We start from the raw sequence: 21,235 nt of genomic DNA on the forward strand, positions 1-21,235 counted from the left end.
TTCGCTTTGGCGCATGATTTCTTTAAAGTTAAACGTTTGGAGAATGCCAAAACTCATCTGGCCGTTCTTGAACGGCCGCGGGATGTACTGGCGGAGATTTTGGAATCAATATAAATATTTAGTTGTTCAATCGGAGACGGCCCTCTATACAGTTTTAATTCAGTTGCAACAAGGATGTAATGGTATGGAAAGAAAGATCAGACTCTTCAATTTATACTGGTACTATTTTCAGTAGGGGATCAGCTGAATTGAAGAGGTAAAGCTGATTTACTTTGCTTTTTTCACTGATTCACGGAGTAGTAATGGGCTTTCAACTGCCACAGTTCTCTGATGAGACTCACCGTTGATAATATGAAGCGCGCTAAGGCGTCCGATCTCGTAATGGGGTAATTGCACCGTTGAAAGTGGTGGTAAAAAAAGGTCACCGATACCCACCATATTATCGTAGCCTACCACCGCGACATCATGGGGGATCCTTAATCCCTGTGCCAGTAGCGTCTGATAGACCATAAAGGCGATACGATCGTTACCACATATCACTGAATCGAAATGAGGTTTACCGTGGTGGATATGCACCAGCAGCATGTCGGGAATATCGCGATAATGTTCATCCCCACACTCCATGTAATAGTGATCAAGTGTATCAGGAGCCACACCCGCTTCCGTGCATGCCTGCTCCAGACCTTTACGGCGCCTGACGGTAGCAAGTTGATTTGCAGGTAAATGTAAGCAGAGTGGGTGACGGTAACCTGCGGATAAAAGTGCATGCACCGCAGAATATTGTCCTTGTTCATCATTCGGAATATAGCTCGCTACCTGCTGATGTAAGCTTTCGCAGTTAGCCAGTACGCAGGGGAGGCTTAACAGCTTCTCGGGTAGCGGCACCTGCCGCAATCCCATAGTTGTATAGATAATGCCATCCGGCCGATGCGAGAGAAGCAAATCGACGATATTTTCCGGGCTGTCATCGGAAAACATGTTAACCACAAAGCTGTTCCAGCCATGCGCACGTGCAGTTTCTTCGATGGAGAGTGTGATTTCCACTGAAAAGGGTGTGGTGACGGTATCAAGTGCCAACACACCGATGGTTTTTGGAATCGCGTGAGCGCCACGTATTTTTTTTGCCGATAAATCGGGTACATAATTAGTCGCGTCGATAGCGGACTGTACGCGAGACAAGGTCTCCGGCTTCAGGCGTTCCGGGGAGTTTAATGCTCTGGAAACAGTCATCAGCGATACGTTTGCCAGTTTTGCCACATCTTTCAGGGATGCCATTCTTCTTGCTCCAAACTAGTCACTACGCCACAGGCTATAAAACTAACTTGCTGATGTAAAACGATCATACGTGATTTTGAATTGCGTGTGTTGATTGCTGTGAATCAGAAAAGTTGATCATGATCTCATACCGACAATGTTAACGTTAACTTTTGTGATTAACATCTATAATTGCAGTAAAATAGCATGAGTTTTGTTTTGTGTTAACGTTATCATTTTGGCACCACTTCAGCATGAGATTGCCATGATGAAAACCCATCATTCTCACAGTTATCTGATACTCAGCGCTTTATTATTCTTTTTCTTTGTGACCTGGTCTGCCACAGGTTCGCTGCTCTCTATCTGGCTGCATCAGGAGGTCGGTTTGAAAGCAGGAGACACCGGGATCATTTTTTCAGTGATGTCGCTTTCCACTCTGTTTGTGCAAATTTGTTATGGTTTTATTCAGGATAAGCTCGGTCTGCGTAAGAATCTGCTCTGGTTTATCACGGCATTGTTGATCTTTTCTGGTCCGGCCTATCTGCTTTTTGGCCATCTTTTGAAAATTAATGTCTTTCTCGGCAGCTTTTTTGGTGGAGTCTATATCGGTCTGACATTCAATGGCGGTATTGGTGTCCTGGAATCCTACACTGAGCGTGTCGCTCGCCAGAGCCAGTTTGAATTCGGAAAAGCAAGAATGTGGGGATCGCTGGGTTGGGCCGTGGCAACGTTTTTCGCCGGGCTGCTGTTTAATATTAACCCGAAATTAAACTTCGTGGTCGCCAGCTGCTCCGGTCTGGTCTTCTTTATGCTTTTGATGCGGTTACGCGTCTCTTCGGCACCACACGCAATGCAGGAGGCCGTGTCAGGCGGAAAAGTCACGCTGGAAGATGCATTACGCCTGCTGACCCTGCCGCGCTTCTGGGCTCTAGTGTTCTTTGTCGTCGGGACCTGTATTTACGGCGTCTACGATCAACAGTTCCCGGTCTACTTTTCCTCACAGTTCCCGACGCAACATGAAGGAAACGCCATGTACGGATATCTAAATTCGTTTCAGGTGTTCCTTGAGGCAGCCGGTATGTTTTGTGCTCCATGGTTGGTCAATCGAGTCGGTGCCAAAAATGGTCTGATTTTCGCCGGAATGGTGATGGCGATGCGCATGATCGTTTCCGGATTAGTGGAGGGTCCACTGCTTATCTCCATCACTAAGCTGTTACACGCCGTTGAACTCCCGATACTGTTAATCGCTATCTTCAAATACAACAGCCTTAACTTCGATAAACGACTCTCATCTACGCTCTATCTGGTGGGCTTTGCCTGTACGAGCTCAGTGATAGCCACCGTGTTGTCACCCCTCGCAGGCTACAGCTACGAAAAATATGGATTTGCTCAGTCCTATCTAGTTATGGGGCTGATGGTGTTTTGTATCACCTTTATATCCATCTTCTTGTTGCACTCCAGTAAACCCTCCAGGGATCCGCAAACGCCGCAACTTTCCACTATCTGAATGAAAAGAGTGAAGACTATGACGTACTCAATTGCTAACGCTGAACAGGAACTTCAAGCTAAACACGAGGTGCTAAACCTGCGCTGGTACCCGCGCTATCATCTGGCCGCAAGGGCTGGCTGGATTAACGATCCTAATGGCTTGATTTGGTTTGAGGGTTGTTATCACGCATTTTACCAGCATCATCCCTATTCCACCCAGTGGGGACCGATGCACTGGGGACATGCGCGTAGCAAAGATTTACTTCATTGGGAGCACTTACCCGTTGCATTGGCCCCGGAAGGGCCGGAAGACAAAGACGGCTGTTTTTCTGGTTCGGCGGTGGTGGATGGCGATACCCTGGCGCTTATTTACACCGGGCACAAATTTCACGGCGACGCCAGCAATGAAGAGAACCTTTATCAGGTGCAGTGCCTGGCAACGAGCCGCGATGGTATTCACTTCAAGCGTGAGGGGATCATTGTGGATACTCCTCCGGGTTTGCATCACTTCCGCGACCCTAAGGTCTGGCGCGAAGAGGATAGCTGGTACATGGTCGTCGGTGCGCGCGTTGGCGATACTGGGCAAGTACGGTTATATCGCTCAGCTGATCTGCGCCAATGGCAGGAAGAAGGGATCCTGGATGAGGCGGAAACCGGTATGGGCTTTATGTGGGAGTGCCCCGACTTCTTTCTCCTCAATGGTAAACGCGTTTTGATGTTTTCTCCACAGGGGATAGCCGCGCAGGGTTTTGAGAACCGCAACCTGTTCCAGAGCGGCTATCTGGTGGGTGACTGGCAGCCCGGACAGCAGTTTGTCCGCGTAGGAGAATTTGTCGAAATGGATCACGGACACGACTTCTATGCCCCGCAGAGCTTCCTCACGCCGGATGGCCGCCGCATCGTCATTGGCTGGCTGGATATGTGGGAGTCGCCGCTACCGGAACAACAGGACGGCTGGGCCGGGATGTTGTCTCTGCCGCGTGAACTGAGTCTTGATGAGAACAATCACCTGCAGATGCGGCCCGCGAAAGAGGTAGAAGCTCTGCGCCAGGCTTGGTTCCCGTGGCCTGTCAGCACCTTGAAAAACCAGCAGATCCTGACGGCGAACAAGGGGGAGGCCATGGAGGTTGTGCTTCACTGGGATTGCGCGAACTGTGATGCTGAACAGTATGGTCTAAGCCTTGGTGAAGGTCTGCGCGTCTATGCAGACACCCAAATGCAGCGTTTAGTGCTTGAGCGCTACTATCCTCAGCACGGATTATGTGGCACGCGCAGCGTACCGCTGGTGGCCGGAACTGCTCTTACTTTGCGTTTATATATCGATAGCTCCTCGGTAGAAGTATTTGTTAATGATGGCGAGGCATGCCTCAGCAGCCGAATTTATCCTGATGCCAATCGACGTGAGTTAAGTTTATTTGCCTGGAATGGAACGGCGATATTATGCGATGCCGGAGCCTGGCAACTGGAATAAGCAATATTTAGCACCGTTAATAACCCGCCTTCGACGATAGGCGGGTTATTACTGCGTTTATTTTTGGACTGTACGGACCACCACTTCCAGCAGACCTTTTTTCTCGATGCCTTTCAGTAGGTCGATAAAGTGACGGGCTTTGGGGGCGAATTCGTTGAGTCTTACCGAGCCAATTACTCTCATACCCTCGAAGCTGGCAACGACGCTTATATGGCCGATGCCCTGACATACCCTGGGCCGGATTATAAAAATAGACAGGGGAAACTCCTGATGGTGACCGGCGTGAAAGACACACTGATCCAATCAAACGATGATTTTTATAAAAAAGCAAAGCAAGCCGGTGTGGATGTGACGTATTGGCGCATCGAAGACATGGACCATTACATCAGAAACAGGCCTGAGCTGATCAAGCGTTCATTTGAATGGCTGAAACAACAACTGGAACCTGACAATTCGCAATAAGCGGCCTGCCGCAGCGCACTGTTGTATGAAAACATCATAGCGGTTCAACCTTCCTGAAGAGGGAGAAGATGGCCAGCCATGAAGTCTACAAAAACTCTGAGTTTAGAGCAGAATGTGCGATCGAATTCTCTGACTAACCATATAAAAGAATGGAGGGAAATTGGGCTGTGTCCCTTAACTGCCCGTGGTGCTGTCGCAGCCCCAAAAACCCATCACTTAGGGCCGAATGCTGTAGACATTTCCTGTTACCCAGGTCCCCACCAATAAATCAGCGTTACGTCCTCGACCCAGAGCGACCGCACTCCCAGATAAATCATTGACCACGATGGTCGAGCGACCATCAAACGTTACTCTCCGAACTACGTTAGCACCGTTGTCAATAACGAACACAGCATCTTTGCCATCAGACAAAATACCTACGCCTGGACGATTGAAACTGGCCCCCATCTCCTGATGTTTCCCATCAGGCGAGATCCGAGTCACTCGCCCGCCATACTGAGACGCCACCAGGCTACCATCTTCCATTTCCACGACGCCGACTGGCAGCGAAAGTGACCGAGCCACGATCTCAGCTTGTCCGGTTGAGACATCAATAGAGAGTATTTCCCCAGAACTTCGGTTCGCGACAAGCAACCGCCCGTTGCGTCCAAAAGCGATCCCAGTAGGTGTAGCCAAGTTCTCGGCAATTCGACGACTCTTCCCATCGGCAGCGATGTGTAGGATGTAATGGCCTGAATACGAGCTCACATAGAGTCCTCCTGCGCTATCCAGCGCCAAGCCGGAGGCCGCAGGAATGTTGCGCGCTAAGATGGTACGTCTTCCATCTGCACTGATGCGCGTTACAGTATCGGCACTCCAGTCCGATACGTAGGTCATACCGTCTTGTGCGGTTACGATAGCAGTGGGTGACTGGAACCCTGTGAATAGGGGTTCTCCGGCATGCACTGGGTTCATCAATAAACACAGGAGTGAAGCAGCCATGGTTCTGTTAGTAAGTATTGATTTTGTGAATTTATGCATTTGTAACTTTACGCCGCAATGAGTGAATCTAAAACGTGGTGCCTGCACACTACGCTGTCCAACATCAATATATCTTTTGATCACTTTTGGTTGTGCTATAGACCAACTCGGTGAAGCTGCCATAATGAGTATCAGCCGCAGAGATCAGAAGAGCTTCTTTCCTGCAAGAAGACTTCTTTAGCGGCAAGTAGGCCGTTGATTGCAGCAGGAAAGCCAGCATAAACCGCCATCTGCATGATAACTTCGATGATCTCTTGCCGAGAGCAGCCAACATTGCGAGCGCCATAGATATGCACCTTGAGTTGTGGAGATGCGTTCCCCATCGCTGTGAGGGATGCTACCACGGCAAGTTCTCGAGTTTTGAGGTCGAGTCCCGGTCTTGAATAGATGTCACCAAACGGAAACTCAATGAGTAGCCGAGCAAAGTCGGGGGCGATATCTTCCAGACTTTCTATGACGTTCTCACCCGCTTTTCCATCAATCTCTTTGAGCTTCTCCCAGCCTCTGACATAGCGTTCGTTGTTCATCATCACTCCTTAGTTAACTGATGTGTGCACTTTACATTTCACCCAATGGGTTCATCCAATACCATTTTTGTGATACCTTTTAGGTATGAATGAACCTATAGATCTACGACAATTTCGATACTTCCTTGCTGTCAGCGAGGAGCTTAATTTCGGGCGGGCTGCGGCGCGACTACACATATCCCAGCCCCCATTGAGCAGGCAGATCCAGCAGCTCGAAGCGGTGTTGGGCGTTGAGCTGTTCGTGCGAACCCGGAGCGGGGTGACACTGACAAAAGCAGGTGCCGCATTTTTACCCGAGGTCAGGCGGACATTAGCGCAAGCAAATAAGGCCATAGCTGCCGCTAGAGCGGCACGCGTTATCGTTGCAGGTAAGTTCGTCGTGGGTTACACAACCGTGTTTGACCGAAGCGTTATTCCTGATGTATTTGAGCCTTTACGTCAGCGTTTCCCTAACTGGCAGATTGTTACTCAAGGCAAGCATTCGATCAGTCTTGTGCGGGATATCAAAAACGGAATAATGGATGTAGCCTTTATCGGCTTGCATACCGAGGCTAAAGGTCTGAAGGTCGAGATGCTATTTGAGGATCCACTCATAGTCGCATTGCCCGCCATTCATCCTCTTGCCCGTAAGCGCAGTCTAGGCTTTGATGACCTTCGCGGTGAGTCAATATTTCGCTTTGAACGGCGACTGAACCCAGGTTTTTATGATCACTGCCAGTCGTTCTTCGAACAGATTGACTTCAAACCCAACATGATCCCTGAACCCGATGATCACCATATCTTGCTCGGCCTTATTGCCGAGGGACAAGGGATCGCATTCATCTTTTCATCACTACAGAAGGTCAAGCGGCAGGGCGTTGTCTTTCGACGACTAAAAGCAGAGGCTAAAAGTTTGTCCAGTGGTATCGCTGTTGCATATTCCCCAGACAACTCGTCAGAGATCTTAAAGCAATACCTGGAACTTACCAAGGCTGCGACTTTTGGCGCTACGAGAGGTGCGCTTAGCACCATTCTCAAATCAGAGTAGAGTCTTATTTTACCCATCAGTCAGCAATAAGTTGCTCTGTTACTTAGCAGGGTAAGCACCACACTTATAAGCGAATCAGTTGAAGGCCTACACTATCCTTTAACTCTAGTATCCTGGAACGCGGGACGGTGGATCTGCCAGAGCATCCAAATAATGCCCAGGCAAACAGTGAACGCACCGACCCATCCAGTGCTGGCCAACCCCATCGTCCCCAGACTTACCCCGCCCAGCAGAGAACCCAGTGCAATGCCGCCATTGAAGCCTGCGATATTCAACCCGGCAGCTACCGCAGGTGCTTGTGGTGCATGGATGTGCGATAGTCCGATCAAACGAGCCTGTAAGGCGGGCACTGCGGCGTAGGTTAGCGCACCCAACAGGCCTACCAGTGACACCATGAGCGTCAGCGATGGAGCAAATATCCAGATTGCAATTAACACCACGACCAAACCGATCAGTACTGTCATCACTGCCGCATCAGCACCTCTGCGGTCGGCTAGGCGCCCCCCCCAGACATTACCGACAGCAGCCATCACGCCATAGCCCAGCATCAGCAGGCTGGCAGTGCTTTCGCTGACTTTGGTTACTACCAGCAGGATAGGCGAAATGTAGGTGTAGAACGTGAACGAGCCAGCATAAGCCAGTACAGTGATGCCAGCACCTGCCAGGAGGCGCGGATTGAATATAGCCTTGAGGCCATCCATCGCGTTGGCCTGCGCCGAAGTATCATTGTGGTCGGTCGGCATCAGGATCAGTAGGCCCACGAAGCCGATTGTGCCACAGGCGGCCACAGCCATGAAGATCACCTGCCAGCTCAAGATACTACCCAGGTAAGTCCCTAGCGGTACGCCCAAAGCCAAGGCAAGCGTCAGACCTGCGAAGACAACCGCAACCGCAGCACCGGCGCGGTTAGGCCCAACCAGTTGTGTGGCAACGCTGGAGGCCACAGCGAGAAATACACCATGACCAAGTCCGGAAGCAAAGCGAGCCACCAACATAGGCGTCAGGGTGTCCGACAAACCCACCACCGTATTTCCCAGCGTGAATAACCCCATGGCCGCTAACAGGAGACGCTTTCGTGGCCAGCGGGTGGCGAGCGCTGTCAGTCCCGGGGCGCCAATGACCGCCCCCAGCGCATAAGCCGTCACTGCCGTTCCCACCTGACTGATGCTGGAGTGCAGATCAGCGGAAATGTTGGATACCAGACCTATGGTGACAAACTCGGTGAATCCCAATGCGAAGGCACAGAGCGCGAAGACGTAGATAACGAAGGGCATGCGCTCGTTCATGGCTTATTCCCGCCCATAAGCGCTAGACACCAACAGAGGTAGCATCGCTTCAGCAACACCTTTAGCAGAGGCTGGGTTCTGGCCAGTCACCAGCCTCTCGCTCACCACGACCTGAGCCTGAAAGTCTGCTACTGGCAGATGCCTGGCCCCTCGTTCCTGCAAGGCATCGGCGAGCAAAAAAGGCACCGTCTCGTACAAACCAACCGCACGCTCCTCTTCGTTGGTGAATGCCGAAATTTCCTTGTCTGCGACCAGATAGTGACCATCAGCGAGCTTGATATTCACCAGACCTGCCGGTCCATGGCATACCGCAGAGACCACTCCTCCACGCTCATAAATACTCGCGGCAATAGCGGCCAGTTTTGTGTTATCTGGGAAGTCCCACATCGTCGCATGACCACCTGCATAGAAGATCGCCGCATAGGCATCGGGATCTACCTGTGACGGTGCCAGCGTGTTTTCGATGGCCTTACGAAGCACTACATCATTCCAGAATGCAGCATTGACCGGATCCTCGAGATCCAATCCGTCGACATGGGTTTTGCCTCCCTTGGGGCTAACGAAATCGATGCTGAAACCGGCTTCGATGAGCACTTTATGTGGGTGTGTTACCTCAGACAGGTAGAAACCGCTCGGTGCGGCGTCCATTGCATCTGCGGGACCTTTTCGATCATGACTGGTCAATACGAACAGTATGCGCTGTGCCATTTGTTGGTTCCTTTAAACGTAAAGAGGGGGAGGGCATCCGTCCACAGCTCAAAACTGCTTAGGTGGGATGAACATCATCAGAGGTTATTCTGGATGATTTGCTTTAAGTATTAAAGTGACTAAAATAGACAAACACTTTCCCTTAAATGGCCCAAATAAGTTGCGCAACGATGATCTCGCCGTCTTTCTGCATGTTGTTGACTGTCTCAGCTTTTCAGCGGCGGCAAGAAACCTTCATATTACCCCCAAAGCTGTCAGCAAGCAGATTGCCAGGTTAGAGGGGGCTCTTGGGACGACCTTGTTTGAAAGGAACACCCGTAACTTACGTATCACGGATGAGGGACGCGCCATTGCAGAAAGAGTACGTGTTGCCCTTTCTGTTTTGGATGAAGTGAAAGAGCTTGCTCAAGGCGGAAGTCAGGAACTGACCGGACACATACGCTTAACCGCGCCAGCTCCCTTTGGGCGAAAATTTGTTGCCCCAGCGATAACTGATTTTTGTCGGTTACACCCAAGAGTTGGATTTGACCTGCGTCTTTCCGATCAGATCCAGGATTTGTACAGAGGCGATCTGGATCTGGCGATTCGTATGGGTGAGTTGGCAGACTCAAGACTTCTTGCTCGTCGGATCGCCGATAACCGACGCATTCTAGTGGCTTCGCCGACCTTTATTGCGACACATGGAAATCCCGCACGACCGGAAGAGTTAGAGCACTACAATTGCCTGGTGTTTGCCTATCCTGGATTACTGCAAAACACATGGCCGCTGCGAAAAGGCCGATGCGAGAAGTCCATCGTCATCGACGGCATGCTCTGCAGCGACAATGGCGAAGTTTTACATGAATGGTGTCTTGCTGGCTTGGGAATTTCTTTGCGTGAAATTTGGGACGTTCACGAGGAATTGCACAATGGCCAACTGGTACGTGTCTTGCCTGACTGGGAAGGCGTGGCATCCAAAATCAGCCTCGTGCGAGCACGCAGAGAACCCGTGCCGCACCGACTGACCGTCTTCAGTGACTTCTTACTTGAACGATGGCAGCAGACGCCATGGGAGCACTGATGCAGTTTGCTGCCATTTCCTCTTAAACAATGTAACAGTGCAACTTCTACAATGCTTGACATTAGATAGGAATATCTCTCGATCCTATTGGTACGCCTGTACATATATTTTTTGGGTCGATAGAGAGTCATCATGTTACGTGCGTTTAACATATTGGTTCATCGCGTTCTCCTGATATTAGGGGGAACGTGTCAACGCTATTTAGGGCGGGTCATTTTTTTGGTAAGGGGCAACATAATTTGACTGATTCACATCAAGATAATCAGCCCACCATTGCATCATCTGATATCTGACTTCAAGGTGCTCTGCCAGATGATTGTAGGCCGCCCTGACGGTGATGACTCATCTGGAGTTTAATGGCATCCCGTGACCACCTTCCAGATTCCATTAGGGCACTACAGGCCATGGCACGGAATCCGTGGCCGCAGATTTCATCTTTTGTGTCATAACCCATCAGGCGCAAAGCCTTGTTGACCGTGTTTTCGCACATTGGCTTATACGGATTATGGTCACCGGGGAATATCAGCACCTGATGCCCGGATATTCCCTTTATCTGTTTCAGAAGGGTGATGGCCTGATGGGAGAGGGGCACAATATGCGGTGTGTGCATTTTCGCGCCACGCCCGGAATAGCGAACGTCGGGGATAGCTTCGCGGGTGGCGGGAATGGTCCAGATTCGGTTTCTGAAATCGATCTCAGACCAACGGGCAAAACGCAGCTCACTGGAACGGATAAACAGGTGCAGAGTGAGCGATACTGCCAACCGGGTTAATTCTCGTCCTTGCTGGTAGCCGTCAATGCGTGTCAACAGTTCCGGTAGTTGCTCCAGTGGAAGGGCAGGGTAGTGGCGTTTAACGGGAGGGGCGATGATACCGTCCAGATTTGCCGCTGGATTGTTTTCTATCAGTTCCTGATGCACGGCATGACGCATGATATTACACATATGTTGTCGAGTACGTGCCGCCACTTCCAGCAGGCCTTTTTTCTCGATGCCTTTCAGCAGGTCGATAAAGTGATGGGTTTTCAGTTCAGTGACAGGAAAGTGTCCAATTATCGGGAAGATATGGTTGTTCATGCTGGCAAGCAGACGGGCGGCATGATTCTCTGACCATTTCCGGTTACTTTCATGCCAACTCAGTGCCACGTACTTGAAGGTTTTTTCTGGTGCGGAAATAGCTCTTTCAGCTGAGCGCTATTGCGCCGGGTTGATATTCTGCGCCGGCAATTTACGGATACCGTCACGCTGCTGACGGGCATCGGCCAGAGATACATCAGGGTAGGCACCTAAGCCAAGGCGAGATTCTTTTTTGTTGATACGATATTTAAGATACCAGAGACGTGAACCGCTTGGATTGACTAAAAAGTATAGACCGTGGGAATCGGAAACTTTGAAAGGTTTTTCAGAAGGCTTGAGACTGCGGATTTTAGTGTCGTTCAGAGACATAAGGTGGTCACTCCATAATCGAACTGAAATGACCCCAAATCAGACCACCAATCTTGCCCGATGCGGAGGGGGAGATGAAAATGCATCGGGAAGACTTTTCACACTAACTCGTTGAATCTAAAACTTATAAAGATTCGTGAAGATGCATGAAAACATAAATTTGGCTCCTCTGACTGGACTCGAACCAGTGACATACGGATTAACAGTCCGCCGTTCTACCGACTGAACTACAGAGGAATCGTGTGAACGGGGCGCATGATATCTAGCATGCCCGATACTGTCAACGCTAAATTAGTACATTGCGATTGACTGCTCAGCATCTGAGCAAAGAGGGGGGAGATAGCGGCTAAATAAGGCCAGTCCGCGATTTATTATTAACTATCGACTCTTTACTGCTTCAACGAAGGTATAGGTAATTAACTTAGTGGCTGCATATTATCGGTGTTTTGATTATCCGCTAACCCATTTTCCCAACGTTTTAATCGGGCGAGTGGGTCCTGACGATAGAATGCGCAGAAATGCTGATAAACAACAGGAAAACGACTTTCTAATAGTTCAGGCGCACTGAAGAAATACTCTGATAATACCGCAAAACATTCGGCCGGATCACTGGCGGCATACGCATCCATACTGGCAGCCTCGACACCCACCATATCTATCTCATCTTGAATACTGTCCATCGCCTGATGCAGGTCATATTCCCATGCAGCTACATCACGCATAGCAATAGGAGGCACCCCGTTAGAATTGCCACCATTACGCATATCCAGCTTATGCGAGGCCTCATGAATAACCAGATTAAAGCCTGATAAATCAAAGGAATCTTGAATATCTTGCCAGTTCAAGACAATCGGCCCTTGTTCCCAACTTTGACCCGATTGTACCGTTTGGCCAGAGTGCACCAAGCCGAGATCATCTTGCCAGTCGTCGTCAACCACAAAAGGTGAAGGATAAATAAGGACTTCATGAAAGCCATCTAACCATTTGGCGCCGAGTTCCATCACTGGCAGTGCGAATAGCAGACAAAGGCGGGCTTGCATCAGCGGTGTTAGTTCTAACCCCTGCAATGGCACCAGCCGCTTTTGTTGCAGCAAATTACTGGCAACAGAAACCAGCCGCTGCTGCTCCTGCTCATTCAGCGGAGCCAACAGTGGGATGTTCAGTGCTTCCTGCCACTGCGCAAGCATCTCCGCTTGCGGTTGATTTGCTTTCCACAGCCACTTAATCATCAGGTTGCTCACAAAGTGATAATTCGAATATCTAAAGCAGGGAGGTGTTGCCATAAACATGCCGTAAAAAGGTGCATGATCGCAACCGTTTCATGGAGAGATACCGGAGCGGCTGAAGAGGTTGCCCCGAAAACGACTGAGAAGATAACCTTTCTGAGGGAAAAACCCCCACTTGCTCCGCCATTATTCAAGCACTTATAGAAAAAAAATTCAGCGATCTTTATCACACTAAGTTGGCGTGGCAAGATGATAAATAATAGATCAGGGTTGTTGATTGTTTGCTGCTATTTAGGCCTATATTTAATTATGACATCAGAGAGTTCTGACTGATGAGTCCCAAATGCAGGAGAAGGCTATTCGCGGCTTAACCGGTTTCATTGTAATACTGACGGCGCTACTGCTTCCGGGCAGTGTTGCCTATGCAGCGATGGCGGGTGATGCCAGCCCGATGTTTATGCCAATATCGAGTCTCCTCACCTCTGACCCGATTCGGGTCGCTCAACACCATTTTGAGCAGATTGAATCCTATCAGGTCATAATTCATTCTCTGTCAGCACAGGGCGAGGCTACGGTAATTCGTTATAGCTATCGTAAGCCGGGATATGTGCGTATGGATTTTACTGAGCCCCACAATGGCGCCGCGCTGGTCTATAGCCCTGACAGTGGCAAAGTTCGATTATGGCCCTTCGGTGTAAACACGCTACCCGTGCTGAGCCTTTTGCCCACCAATATCTTAATACGCGATAAAAATGGCCACCGGGTGGATCAATCAGACATTGGAAGGTTGTTAGACAACATCCAGCGCCTGCAACAAGGTGGCAAGACCGCAATTCTTGGTGAGGAGGTTTTCGCGCAACAACCGGTATTGCACCTCTCAATAACTGGCCCGGCCGGTTTCACTGTGGATAAGGTGCATCGTTGTGACATCTGGCTAGATAATCGATCCCATTTGCCTGTCAAAGTGATCAGCTATGGGGTGGATGAAGAGCAACTGGAAACGGTCATTATGGCGGCAATGATTATCAATTTGCATTTTCCTGAGCGTTTTTTCACCCCTTGATGCGGAGTTCGCTGGTATGGCTGAGTATCGGTTTTCCACTATTTGGCAGGTCAAGGCACCACTTCAGGCGGTATGGGATATTTTATGCCACCCGGATATGTGGCCGCATTGGTGGAAAAGCCTGGAGCAAATCATTGAGATAGAAAAAGGCGATCTACAGGGTATCGGCGCATTACATCGTTATACCTGGAAAGGTGTACTTCCTTATCGGATAACCTTTGATATTCATGTAGTAACCATTATGCCTTTACATTTGTTAGAGGGGCAGGCGAGTGGTGAAGTTGAAGGGATTGGGCAGTGGTCATTATTTTACAATGGCAGCGACACCATTGTTCGTTACGATTGGCATATTCGAACCAATACGCGCTGGATGAACTGTCTGGCGCCAATCGCTGCCCCATTATTTCGCTGGAATCATGATAGCGTTATGCGAGAAGGTGCCAAAGGGTTAGCGCGTAAATTAGGCACCCAGGTGGAGATGAGGTGATGCTATCGCGCCATAAGATGGCATTACGTACTGGCTTACAATGATTGGCAGAGCCAAAAAAGATAACAGTAAGTGATAATTATTTCTGTTTATAAGATAATAAAAGTGGCTATTTTTGTTTCTTTTTGTCATGAGATTTGTTGATATTAATTTAATTCTTCGATAAATAGATATTTTTCACTTAAATATTATAAATAATTTGTAAAGATCATTTTTAGCTAAATTTATGTTTAGCGTTTTTTGATGTGGTATATCCAAGAATGGTGTTTTTTTAACATGTCCTCATCTATCAGCGTAAGAAAAGTCCCACAAGCCTGTTTTATATTGTTTTTTTATTTGTGAGTTATTCGCGTGTTTAATATCGAGCATAACTTATTTTTATATGTTATCTATCGATTGTAGGTAATTTCCTACATGGAATGAGATATATCCTACCGTAAATTTCCACTCTTCTTTTGTTTGTATTCTGTGATTCTTATTATTTGGTAATGCATTTATAACCTCACGTTTTGGGCTGGATTGACAATATTTAAAATGCTGAAATAATAGCCGTACGAAATCGGACGTCACTGATTCAGGATATTAATCCTAATTAATATTATTGGCCTAAAACCTTATTTTAAAGCACGGGGAAATAAACATGAAAATTAAAACTAGCAATGCATTAATCGCTGCTATTGCAAGCGTATTTATTGCACAATCAGCATTTGCTGCTGATGGAACTATTACCATTAACGGCCAAATTACAGATACGACTTGTGGTGTCTCTGTCAACAACGGCACTAAAGATGGGACCGTTAACTTACCGACTATTTCTACAAGCGCACTGAGTTCTGTCAACTCCGTTGCGGGTACCACTCCTTTCAATATCTCGTTGTCTGGTTGTACTGGGGCGACACTGAATACCGCTTATGCTTATTTCGAACCAGGTGCTTTTGTTGAGACCAGCACTGGCCGGTTGAACAACAATAGCGGTACAGCGACGGGTGTTCAGGTTCGTTTGTTAGACAAAAGCAGCACAGCAATCATGGTAGGCGGCGCTAGCCAGGGCGGCGTGGTGGAAGATATTTCCACTGGTGATGCAACATTGGGCTACTACGCACAATATTATGCGAATAGTGGCACTGTTGGTGCTGGTACCGTTGTAACACAAGTCGACTATACTATTGTTTACGATTAATCAAAGCGTGTGATATAGCGTGGTTGATAGCAAGTGCTTGTTATAGCTAATGTTATCTGTTGCCGAATGGGAGCTTAATGCTCCCTGTTTCATTCGCTCTATAATTGGAAACACTTATGCGCAAAACATACTTTATAGCCTTTGCTTTTGTCACATTACTGGTTGCAGCAACGGTTACCCGTGCTGAAGTAATGATCACGGGTACGCGTGTTATTTATGACGAGAAGCAGCGTGAAGGCGTGGTTAAGGTTTCCAATACCGGTAATATGCCGGTTCTTCTTCAAGCCTGGATTGATAACGGTGATGCGAATGCGCGTCCTGATACTATCAAGGTGCCTTTTAGTGTTACGCCACCAGTAGTGCGTCTGGATCCTAAACGGGATCAGACTATTCGCCTGTTCCGTACTGGCAGCGGCTTAGCAGCCGATCGTGAAACGCTTTTTTGGTTTAATTTGCTAGAAATTCCACCTAAACCCACTAAAGGTGCCACGGGGGAAGATAATAAATTGCAATTGGCTTTCCGTACCCGAATAAAAATGTTCTATCGCCCGGCAGAATTAACGATGCCGATAGAACAGGCTATTACGAATCTGACCTTTTCTAAAAAGGGCAATCAACTGGTTATAAAAAATGCATCACCGTATTATATAACCTTTAGAAAATTGGAGTTACGGGCATCAAAAGAGAGCCCAGCGGTGGCGAACTTGAGCAAAATAAATAATAAGATGATTGCACCTTTTGCTGAGCTTAGCTTACCGGTTAGCGTTAACGGTCCAATAAATAATACTACACAAGTTTTTTATTCTGTTATCAATGACCAGGGTGGCGAAACGCAGGGTGTTCAAAAGTTGGCGCAATAAAAACATAAATATAATTAATTAGTCTTTCTCTGCATCCACCAGGTGCATATTTATTAAATGGCCTCGATATAATGTTTAATTATTACATGTATTATCAAAAAAACGAGCGCCCGAAATATTTGTCGGCATTCTCCTTTGTTATTTTTAGCTTGGGCGGCATGCTATTTAGTTTACCCGCCTGTGCTGAAGACCCTGAACATGTTGAGTTCAGTGATTCTTTCCTCCGTTTTTCTGTTGATGCCAGTCGCTATAGTGAGGGCAATCCCGTTGCTCCAGGTGAGCGTAGCATTGATATCTATTTGAATGAGCAATGGATCGGGCGTCAGGCGATACGCTTTGAGTTGCCGTCGCCAGAATCTAAAGTGGCCCTTCCGTGTTTTGACTTAAAGTTGTTTGATGAACTCGGAATTGATACCACTAAGCTCACGCCTGATGTACTGAAACAACTGGAAACTGCCCGTGTTTGCTCATCATTGAGTACTCTGCTGGACGGTGGGAATGCCATTTTTGATGAGAATACCCAGCGGTTGGATATTCAGATCCCACAGGCTTCTTTAATCCGCCAGGCGCGTGGCTATGTTAATCCCAAATATTGGGATGACGGTGTGACGGCGGCAACGCTGAAATATGATTACACCGGTTATCGCAGTAATCAGAGTGATGCCAGCAGCCAGACTTATCAATATCTCGGGCTGCTAGGCGGATTCAACTGGCAAAGTTGGCGTTTATACTATCGTAGCGCATTAAATCGAAGTGACAGTCAGGGATTTGATTATCAAAATCTGGCCACCTACGCAGAGCGTGCGGTGCCATCCTTATACAGCAAAATGACGATTGGTGACTCCAATACTGATGGTCAGGTATTCGACAGTCTCAGCTATCGTGGCATTGAATTAAGCTCGGATGATCGTATGTTCGCTGACTCTCAGCGTGGTTATGCACCCGTGGTGCGCGGCATCGCCCGTACTAACGCCCGTGTCGTGGTGCGTCAACAAGGCCAATCTATTTATGAAACCACGGTGCCACCGGGGCCTTTTACCATCGACGATCTCTACCCTACAGGCCAGGGCGGCAATCTGATTGTCACTATTACTGAAGCTGATGGTAGCGAGCAGTCGTTTACCGTGCCATTTGCATCAATTGCCGAGCTATTGCGGCCGGGAACCACGCGCTATTCTTTAATGGCCGGTGAGTATCGTGATAATTCAATGGCGGAAAAACCGGCTCTCTTGATGGGAACCTTACGCCATGGCTTATCCAATTTAATTACCGGCAACGGCGGAGTAGTTGCGGCCGAAGGGTATCTATCGGCCTCTGCCGGGCTGGCGTTTAATACCCCCGTCGGAGCGGTGGCATTTAGTTTGACACAAGCGCAAACCAGGTTACCCGGTGAGAGTGATCAGAACGGTCAGAGTATGGGCATTACCTATGCGAACTCATTACCGCAAACCGATACCAGCCTGACCATCGCCAGTTACCACTATTCCAGTGACGGTTTTTATACGCCGTCAGAAGCGATGCGCATGCGTGACTATTTGCAACATGGCGAAGTTAATAACACTATTTTCAATTCAAGCCTGCCAGATGGTAATACCCGCTACGATGACAGTTTTAAGTATCGTCGCCGCAATCAGGCGCAAATCAGTATTACTCAAGGTTTGCCAGAGGGTTATGGTTCGTTTTATGCCAATGCGAATGCGCAGGATTATTGGGGCGGGCAGCGTCGCGATATGAATTTCCAGCTCGGTTATAATAATAGTTATAAGTCACTGAGTTATAACCTGGCTCTTAATCGGCTGCGCAATATGTCCAGTGGGGATTGGGATAATCAACTGAGCGTCTCTTTCTCCATTCCGTTGGGCAGCAAACGGGGTTCACCGCGGTTGAGCACCAGTTACACCCACACTCGTGACAGCAGTTCAGTTCAAACCGGGGTTTCAGGTTCTGCTGGCGACGATAATCAATTTAACTATGGTGTTTCAGCGGCGAATAACCGTACTGACGTGAACGGTAACTACAACACTGTAGGCGTGACGGGCAGTTGGCTGGCGCCTAAAACGACTATTGGCGGCAGTTATTCGAAAAGTAATGATTACGAGCAGGCCAGTGTCAATATGTCTGGTGGCATCGTCGCCTACGGTGGTGGTGTGGTTTTTGCCTCCTATCTGGGCGATACGGTAGGGATTGTTGAGGCCCCGGATGCTGCCGGAGCCCGTGTGGCCAACTACTCGGGGATGCGTCTCGATAGCAGTGGCCGGGCGGTGGTGCCTTACTTAAGCCCTTACCGACAAAATGATGTCGAACTGGATCCAAAAGGCTTATCGTCGGATGTGGAATTTAAAACCACCAGTCAGCGGGTTGCCCCTACTGCCGGTGCGGTGGCACTGGTGAAGTTTGAGACATCTAGTGGCTATTCGATGTTATTGACCGGACATCGGGCGGATAACACACCACTGCCGTTTGGTGCCGAGGTGAAAGATGCCACTGGTGCCAGTGTGGGCTATATCGCTCAGGGCGGGCAAGCCATGGTGCGGGTGAACCAGCAAGATGGACATCTGCGCGTGATATGGGGTGAGGGCGTTGGTGATAGTTGCGGCTTTGATTATAAATTACCCCGCGGCGCGTTGGTTAAGGGTGAATTCCGGCAGTTAGAGGTGATATGCAAATGAGTTCTTATCGGAATATAGCGCAATATTACATGGACAGGTCCTGTGGTGCAGCCAGTGATTCGATAGCGCACGGCTGCCGTCAACTAAAACAACTTTTACTGTGGTTACTGGTGATGAGTGGTTTAGCGATCAGCCATAATGCTAATGCCTTGGGCTCTGCCATGGATTGTGACTATAGCGGTACTTACTATATTTATGGCCCGACAACCACGCTGCGAGTTCCGCCCAACACTGCGGTTGGTTCGCCGATTGGTTCATGGATAAGCTTCCCCGCAGGGGGCTGGGTGTGCAAGATATTATCCACCTCAATGAATGACAGTATTAAGGCTGGGGCTGGGCTGTTCTCGCCGTACAGCATCGATCGGACAATCAACATTGATGGCAATAGTCACAGTGTATTTTCTTATACCGGTAAAGCTGGCTTAGGCTATGCACTGCGTTTTCGCGTGACCGGCGCAGGTTTCAGCAGCGACTGGAAGCCGATGAATGGCTTTAGCGCGGCAAATATAGTTTATTCCTCACCGCTGTTAGGCCCTATTCCTTACAACAATGGGGCTAATTTTAACTTGAACATAGAACTACAAATCAAGTTTGTTAAGATTGCCACGACATTAACCAGTGGATGGGCTGCCGCTTTTGACCCTGCTTATGCCTATAACTATCGCACCTATAACAATGGCACCAGTAGTTATCTTGAATCAACCCGCTACCGATTATTTGATTTTGCGCCAAATTCCCTGAATATCCAGTTAATGACACAGACCTGCACCACACCGGATGTGATTGTCAATTTACCGGATGTCGCCAGCAATAAATTTACTGGGATTGGCAATATTGAAGGGTTAAAATCATTTAATCTCAATTTTAATAACTGCCCCGGTGGATTGGCGGGTATTAATTATACGTTTGGCGCGGCAACTAATGTGCTGAATGCGGCAAATGGTGTGGTAGCGTTGAATAGCGGATCTACCGCCAGAGGCGTGGGGGTATTATTGCGTAGCCAGACAAATACACCTATCGTGTTGAATACCGAATACACCTTGAGCGGCTATAATTCAGCAAGCACGCAGAGCTACACCGTGCCGATGAACGCCGGGCTTTATCAAACTGAAAGCACCGTGCAAAGTGGTTCCGTCAACGGCGCATTTACTTTTACGTTGATCTATAAATGAAAACGTTTTCGTACTGGCTCATGCTGTATATCCGCAGGTTCACGCATTGGTACCACGTGTTTGCGGCGGTGACCCTTGCCTCCTTGTTGCTCACTACCACAGCGCAGGCGGGTATTGCTATTGGTCTGACCCGAGTGGTGGTTACTGGAGATGATAAATCAGGCAGCGTGCAGATCCTCAATAAGGGCAATCGCCCAGCTTTACTGCAACTGTGGGTTGATAACAATATTGCTGAAATGGATAAATCCATTGAGCAGATAAAGGTACCCTTTGTTGTTGATACTCCGGTGTTCCGCCTTGATCCTCAAACCAATAAATCTGTTCGCATTTACTATACCGGTACTGCCGGTCAACTGCCGTCTGATCGCGAATCGATGTTTTGGCTGAATGTATTAGAAGTGCCACCGAAAACCGCTTCACCGCAGGCTGCCGGCAATGAAGTACAAATTGCCTTCCGCTCACGCATCAAACTGTTCTATCGCCCGGCGGGTATTCCTGCCAGTTCAGAGGGGGTGCTTAACCAACTCTCTTTCAGATGGATTCCAGAGGGCAGTGGCGGGGTCTTTCGTGTCACCAATCCGACGCCATTTAATGTGACATTCCAGACTGTGGAGATTGCGCAAAGTAAAAGTGCCGCGAGAACCCCGGTTAAGTTGGGGAATGACGATATGGTCGCCCCGAAAAGTAGCATCGATGGTGGGCTAGTCGGTAATCAAATTCCGGCTAAGAATATGACGGTATTCTTCTCAATTATTGATGATTTTGGCTCGACAGTGGAAGGTCAACAGCCACTACAATAACCCGCGTTGTTACTCCTTACTGCTGCGGCGA

The 21,235-nt window shown here is 48.6% G+C and carries 18 protein-coding genes, 1 tRNA gene and 2 pseudogenes; 12 read left to right on the forward strand and 9 right to left on the reverse strand.

Annotation, left to right across the window (positions count from 1 at the left end; genetic code table 11):
• Positions 1-267: 267 nt before the first annotated feature.
• Positions 268-1,275 (reverse strand): LacI family DNA-binding transcriptional regulator, encoded by a 1,008-nt coding sequence (locus tag Q2T71_RS07415; RefSeq protein WP_372558617.1) that lies wholly within the window; start codon positions 1,273-1,275, stop codon positions 268-270.
• Between the two features lie 244 nt (positions 1,276-1,519).
• On the opposite strand from Q2T71_RS07415, the gene Q2T71_RS07420 reads away from it, so the two are divergent.
• Entirely contained in the window at positions 1,520-2,761 is a 1,242-nt protein-coding gene (locus Q2T71_RS07420) for an MFS transporter (protein WP_372558618.1), read from the forward strand.
• An 18-nt stretch (positions 2,762-2,779) separates the two neighbouring features.
• Positions 2,780-4,213 (forward strand): glycoside hydrolase family 32 protein, encoded by a 1,434-nt coding sequence (locus Q2T71_RS07425; protein ID WP_372558619.1) that lies wholly within the window; start codon positions 2,780-2,782, stop codon positions 4,211-4,213.
• 63 nt (positions 4,214-4,276) lie between these two features.
• Here the strand turns inward: Q2T71_RS07425 and Q2T71_RS07430 are convergent.
• Positions 4,277-4,348, reverse strand: a pseudogene (locus Q2T71_RS07430) (hypothetical protein); the annotation flags it as partial.
• A 75-nt stretch (positions 4,349-4,423) separates the two neighbouring features.
• Here Q2T71_RS07430 and Q2T71_RS07435 point away from each other — a divergent pair.
• Positions 4,424-4,675 (forward strand): hypothetical protein, encoded by a 252-nt coding sequence (locus Q2T71_RS07435; RefSeq protein WP_372558620.1) that lies wholly within the window; start codon positions 4,424-4,426, stop codon positions 4,673-4,675.
• Between the two features lie 216 nt (positions 4,676-4,891).
• On the opposite strand, the gene Q2T71_RS07440 is transcribed toward Q2T71_RS07435, so the two are convergent.
• Positions 4,892-5,422, reverse strand: a complete 531-nt coding sequence (locus Q2T71_RS07440) for a hypothetical protein (RefSeq protein ID WP_372558621.1) — start codon at positions 5,420-5,422, stop codon at positions 4,892-4,894.
• A gap of 404 nt (positions 5,423-5,826) precedes the next feature.
• On the reverse strand, positions 5,827-6,222 hold the full coding sequence (locus Q2T71_RS07445; RefSeq protein ID WP_372559876.1) for a carboxymuconolactone decarboxylase family protein: 396 nt from the start codon (positions 6,220-6,222) through the stop codon (positions 5,827-5,829).
• An 85-nt stretch (positions 6,223-6,307) separates the two neighbouring features.
• Here Q2T71_RS07445 and Q2T71_RS07450 point away from each other — a divergent pair, with 85 nt between their 5' ends.
• On the forward strand, positions 6,308-7,249 hold the full coding sequence (locus Q2T71_RS07450; protein ID WP_372558622.1) for a LysR substrate-binding domain-containing protein: 942 nt from the start codon (positions 6,308-6,310) through the stop codon (positions 7,247-7,249).
• A 92-nt stretch (positions 7,250-7,341) separates the two neighbouring features.
• Here the strand turns inward: Q2T71_RS07450 and Q2T71_RS07455 are convergent, their stop codons facing one another.
• Together Q2T71_RS07455 and Q2T71_RS07460 are read right to left on the reverse strand one after the other, a co-directional pair.
• The gene (locus Q2T71_RS07455) at positions 7,342-8,535 is read right to left on the reverse strand and encodes an MFS transporter (RefSeq protein ID WP_372558623.1); all 1,194 of its coding nucleotides are present in this window, start codon (positions 8,533-8,535) and stop codon (positions 7,342-7,344) included.
• A 3-nt stretch (positions 8,536-8,538) separates the two neighbouring features.
• Positions 8,539-9,243: a type 1 glutamine amidotransferase domain-containing protein gene (locus Q2T71_RS07460; protein WP_372558624.1), complete on the reverse strand. Its 705-nt coding sequence runs from the start codon at positions 9,241-9,243 to the stop codon at positions 8,539-8,541.
• A 160-nt stretch (positions 9,244-9,403) separates the two neighbouring features.
• Between Q2T71_RS07460 and Q2T71_RS07465 the strand changes: the two genes are divergently transcribed.
• Positions 9,404-10,303 (forward strand): LysR family transcriptional regulator, encoded by a 900-nt coding sequence (locus Q2T71_RS07465; protein WP_372559877.1) that lies wholly within the window; start codon positions 9,404-9,406, stop codon positions 10,301-10,303.
• 201 nt (positions 10,304-10,504) lie between these two features.
• Here the strand turns inward: Q2T71_RS07465 and Q2T71_RS07470 are convergent.
• The 3 genes and pseudogenes from Q2T71_RS07470 to mtfA form a co-directional block, all read right to left on the reverse strand.
• A pseudogene (locus tag Q2T71_RS07470) lies at positions 10,505-11,747 on the reverse strand (tyrosine-type recombinase/integrase).
• Between the two features lie 161 nt (positions 11,748-11,908).
• Positions 11,909-11,984, reverse strand: a tRNA-Asn gene (locus Q2T71_RS07475).
• A gap of 179 nt (positions 11,985-12,163) precedes the next feature.
• Entirely contained in the window at positions 12,164-12,976 is an 813-nt protein-coding gene (gene mtfA, locus Q2T71_RS07480) for a DgsA anti-repressor MtfA (RefSeq protein WP_372558625.1), read from the reverse strand.
• A 340-nt stretch (positions 12,977-13,316) separates the two neighbouring features.
• Here mtfA and Q2T71_RS07485 point away from each other — a divergent pair, with 340 nt between their 5' ends.
• The 7 genes from Q2T71_RS07485 (at position 13,317) to Q2T71_RS07515 (ending at position 21,204) form a co-directional block, all read left to right on the forward strand.
• Positions 13,317-14,036: a DUF1571 domain-containing protein gene (locus Q2T71_RS07485; protein ID WP_372558626.1), complete on the forward strand. Its 720-nt coding sequence runs from the start codon at positions 13,317-13,319 to the stop codon at positions 14,034-14,036.
• 16 nt (positions 14,037-14,052) lie between these two features.
• Positions 14,053-14,523, forward strand: coding sequence for an SRPBCC family protein (locus Q2T71_RS07490; protein ID WP_372558627.1), 471 nt, complete (start codon positions 14,053-14,055; stop codon positions 14,521-14,523).
• Positions 14,524-15,163: 640 nt separating this feature from the next.
• Positions 15,164-15,703 carry a fimbrial protein gene (locus tag Q2T71_RS07495; RefSeq protein ID WP_372558628.1) on the forward strand — a complete coding sequence of 180 codons (540 nt, stop codon included), beginning with the start codon at positions 15,164-15,166 and terminating at the stop codon, positions 15,701-15,703.
• A gap of 116 nt (positions 15,704-15,819) precedes the next feature.
• The gene (locus Q2T71_RS07500; RefSeq protein WP_372558629.1) at positions 15,820-16,563 is read left to right on the forward strand and encodes a molecular chaperone; all 744 of its coding nucleotides are present in this window, start codon (positions 15,820-15,822) and stop codon (positions 16,561-16,563) included.
• A 71-nt stretch (positions 16,564-16,634) separates the two neighbouring features.
• Positions 16,635-19,232, forward strand: a complete 2,598-nt coding sequence (locus Q2T71_RS07505) for a fimbria/pilus outer membrane usher protein (RefSeq protein WP_372558630.1) — start codon at positions 16,635-16,637, stop codon at positions 19,230-19,232.
• Positions 19,229-20,404, forward strand: a complete 1,176-nt coding sequence (locus Q2T71_RS07510; RefSeq protein WP_372558631.1) for a fimbrial protein — start codon at positions 19,229-19,231, stop codon at positions 20,402-20,404. The genes Q2T71_RS07505 and Q2T71_RS07510 overlap by 4 nt, the downstream gene beginning before the upstream one ends.
• The gene (locus Q2T71_RS07515) at positions 20,401-21,204 is read left to right on the forward strand and encodes a molecular chaperone (protein ID WP_372558632.1); all 804 of its coding nucleotides are present in this window, start codon (positions 20,401-20,403) and stop codon (positions 21,202-21,204) included. The genes Q2T71_RS07510 and Q2T71_RS07515 overlap by 4 nt, the downstream gene beginning before the upstream one ends.
• The last annotated feature ends 31 nt before the right edge of the window (positions 21,205-21,235 follow it).

The sequence above is a fragment of the Yersinia sp. 1652 StPb PI genome, from assembly GCF_041538345.1.
Taxonomy (GTDB): Bacteria; Pseudomonadota; Gammaproteobacteria; order Enterobacterales; family Enterobacteriaceae; genus Yersinia; species Yersinia enterocolitica_E.

Excerpts from the sequence above, each read along its gene's own strand:
- Q2T71_RS07415 (WP_372558617.1), bottom strand. The coding sequence starts at position 1,275 with ATGGCATCCCTGAAAGATGTGGCAAAACTGGCAAACGTATCGCTGATG.
- Q2T71_RS07420 (WP_372558618.1), top strand. The coding sequence starts at position 1,520 with ATGATGAAAACCCATCATTCTCACAGTTATCTGATACTCAGCGCTTTA.
- Q2T71_RS07425 (WP_372558619.1), top strand. The coding sequence starts at position 2,780 with ATGACGTACTCAATTGCTAACGCTGAACAGGAACTTCAAGCTAAACAC.
- Q2T71_RS07435 (WP_372558620.1), top strand. The coding sequence starts at position 4,424 with ATGGCCGATGCCCTGACATACCCTGGGCCGGATTATAAAAATAGACAG.
- Q2T71_RS07445 (WP_372559876.1), bottom strand. The coding sequence starts at position 6,222 with ATGAACAACGAACGCTATGTCAGAGGCTGGGAGAAGCTCAAAGAGATT.
- Q2T71_RS07450 (WP_372558622.1), top strand. The coding sequence starts at position 6,308 with ATGAATGAACCTATAGATCTACGACAATTTCGATACTTCCTTGCTGTC.
- Q2T71_RS07455 (WP_372558623.1), bottom strand. The coding sequence starts at position 8,535 with ATGAACGAGCGCATGCCCTTCGTTATCTACGTCTTCGCGCTCTGTGCC.
- Q2T71_RS07460 (WP_372558624.1), bottom strand. The coding sequence starts at position 9,243 with ATGGCACAGCGCATACTGTTCGTATTGACCAGTCATGATCGAAAAGGT.
- mtfA (WP_372558625.1), bottom strand. The coding sequence starts at position 12,976 with ATGATTAAGTGGCTGTGGAAAGCAAATCAACCGCAAGCGGAGATGCTT.
- Q2T71_RS07485 (WP_372558626.1), top strand. The coding sequence starts at position 13,317 with ATGCAGGAGAAGGCTATTCGCGGCTTAACCGGTTTCATTGTAATACTG.
- Q2T71_RS07490 (WP_372558627.1), top strand. The coding sequence starts at position 14,053 with ATGGCTGAGTATCGGTTTTCCACTATTTGGCAGGTCAAGGCACCACTT.
- Q2T71_RS07495 (WP_372558628.1), top strand. The coding sequence starts at position 15,164 with ATGAAAATTAAAACTAGCAATGCATTAATCGCTGCTATTGCAAGCGTA.
- Q2T71_RS07500 (WP_372558629.1), top strand. The coding sequence starts at position 15,820 with ATGCGCAAAACATACTTTATAGCCTTTGCTTTTGTCACATTACTGGTT.
- Q2T71_RS07505 (WP_372558630.1), top strand. The coding sequence starts at position 16,635 with ATGTTTAATTATTACATGTATTATCAAAAAAACGAGCGCCCGAAATAT.
- Q2T71_RS07510 (WP_372558631.1), top strand. The coding sequence starts at position 19,229 with ATGAGTTCTTATCGGAATATAGCGCAATATTACATGGACAGGTCCTGT.
- Q2T71_RS07515 (WP_372558632.1), top strand. The coding sequence starts at position 20,401 with ATGAAAACGTTTTCGTACTGGCTCATGCTGTATATCCGCAGGTTCACG.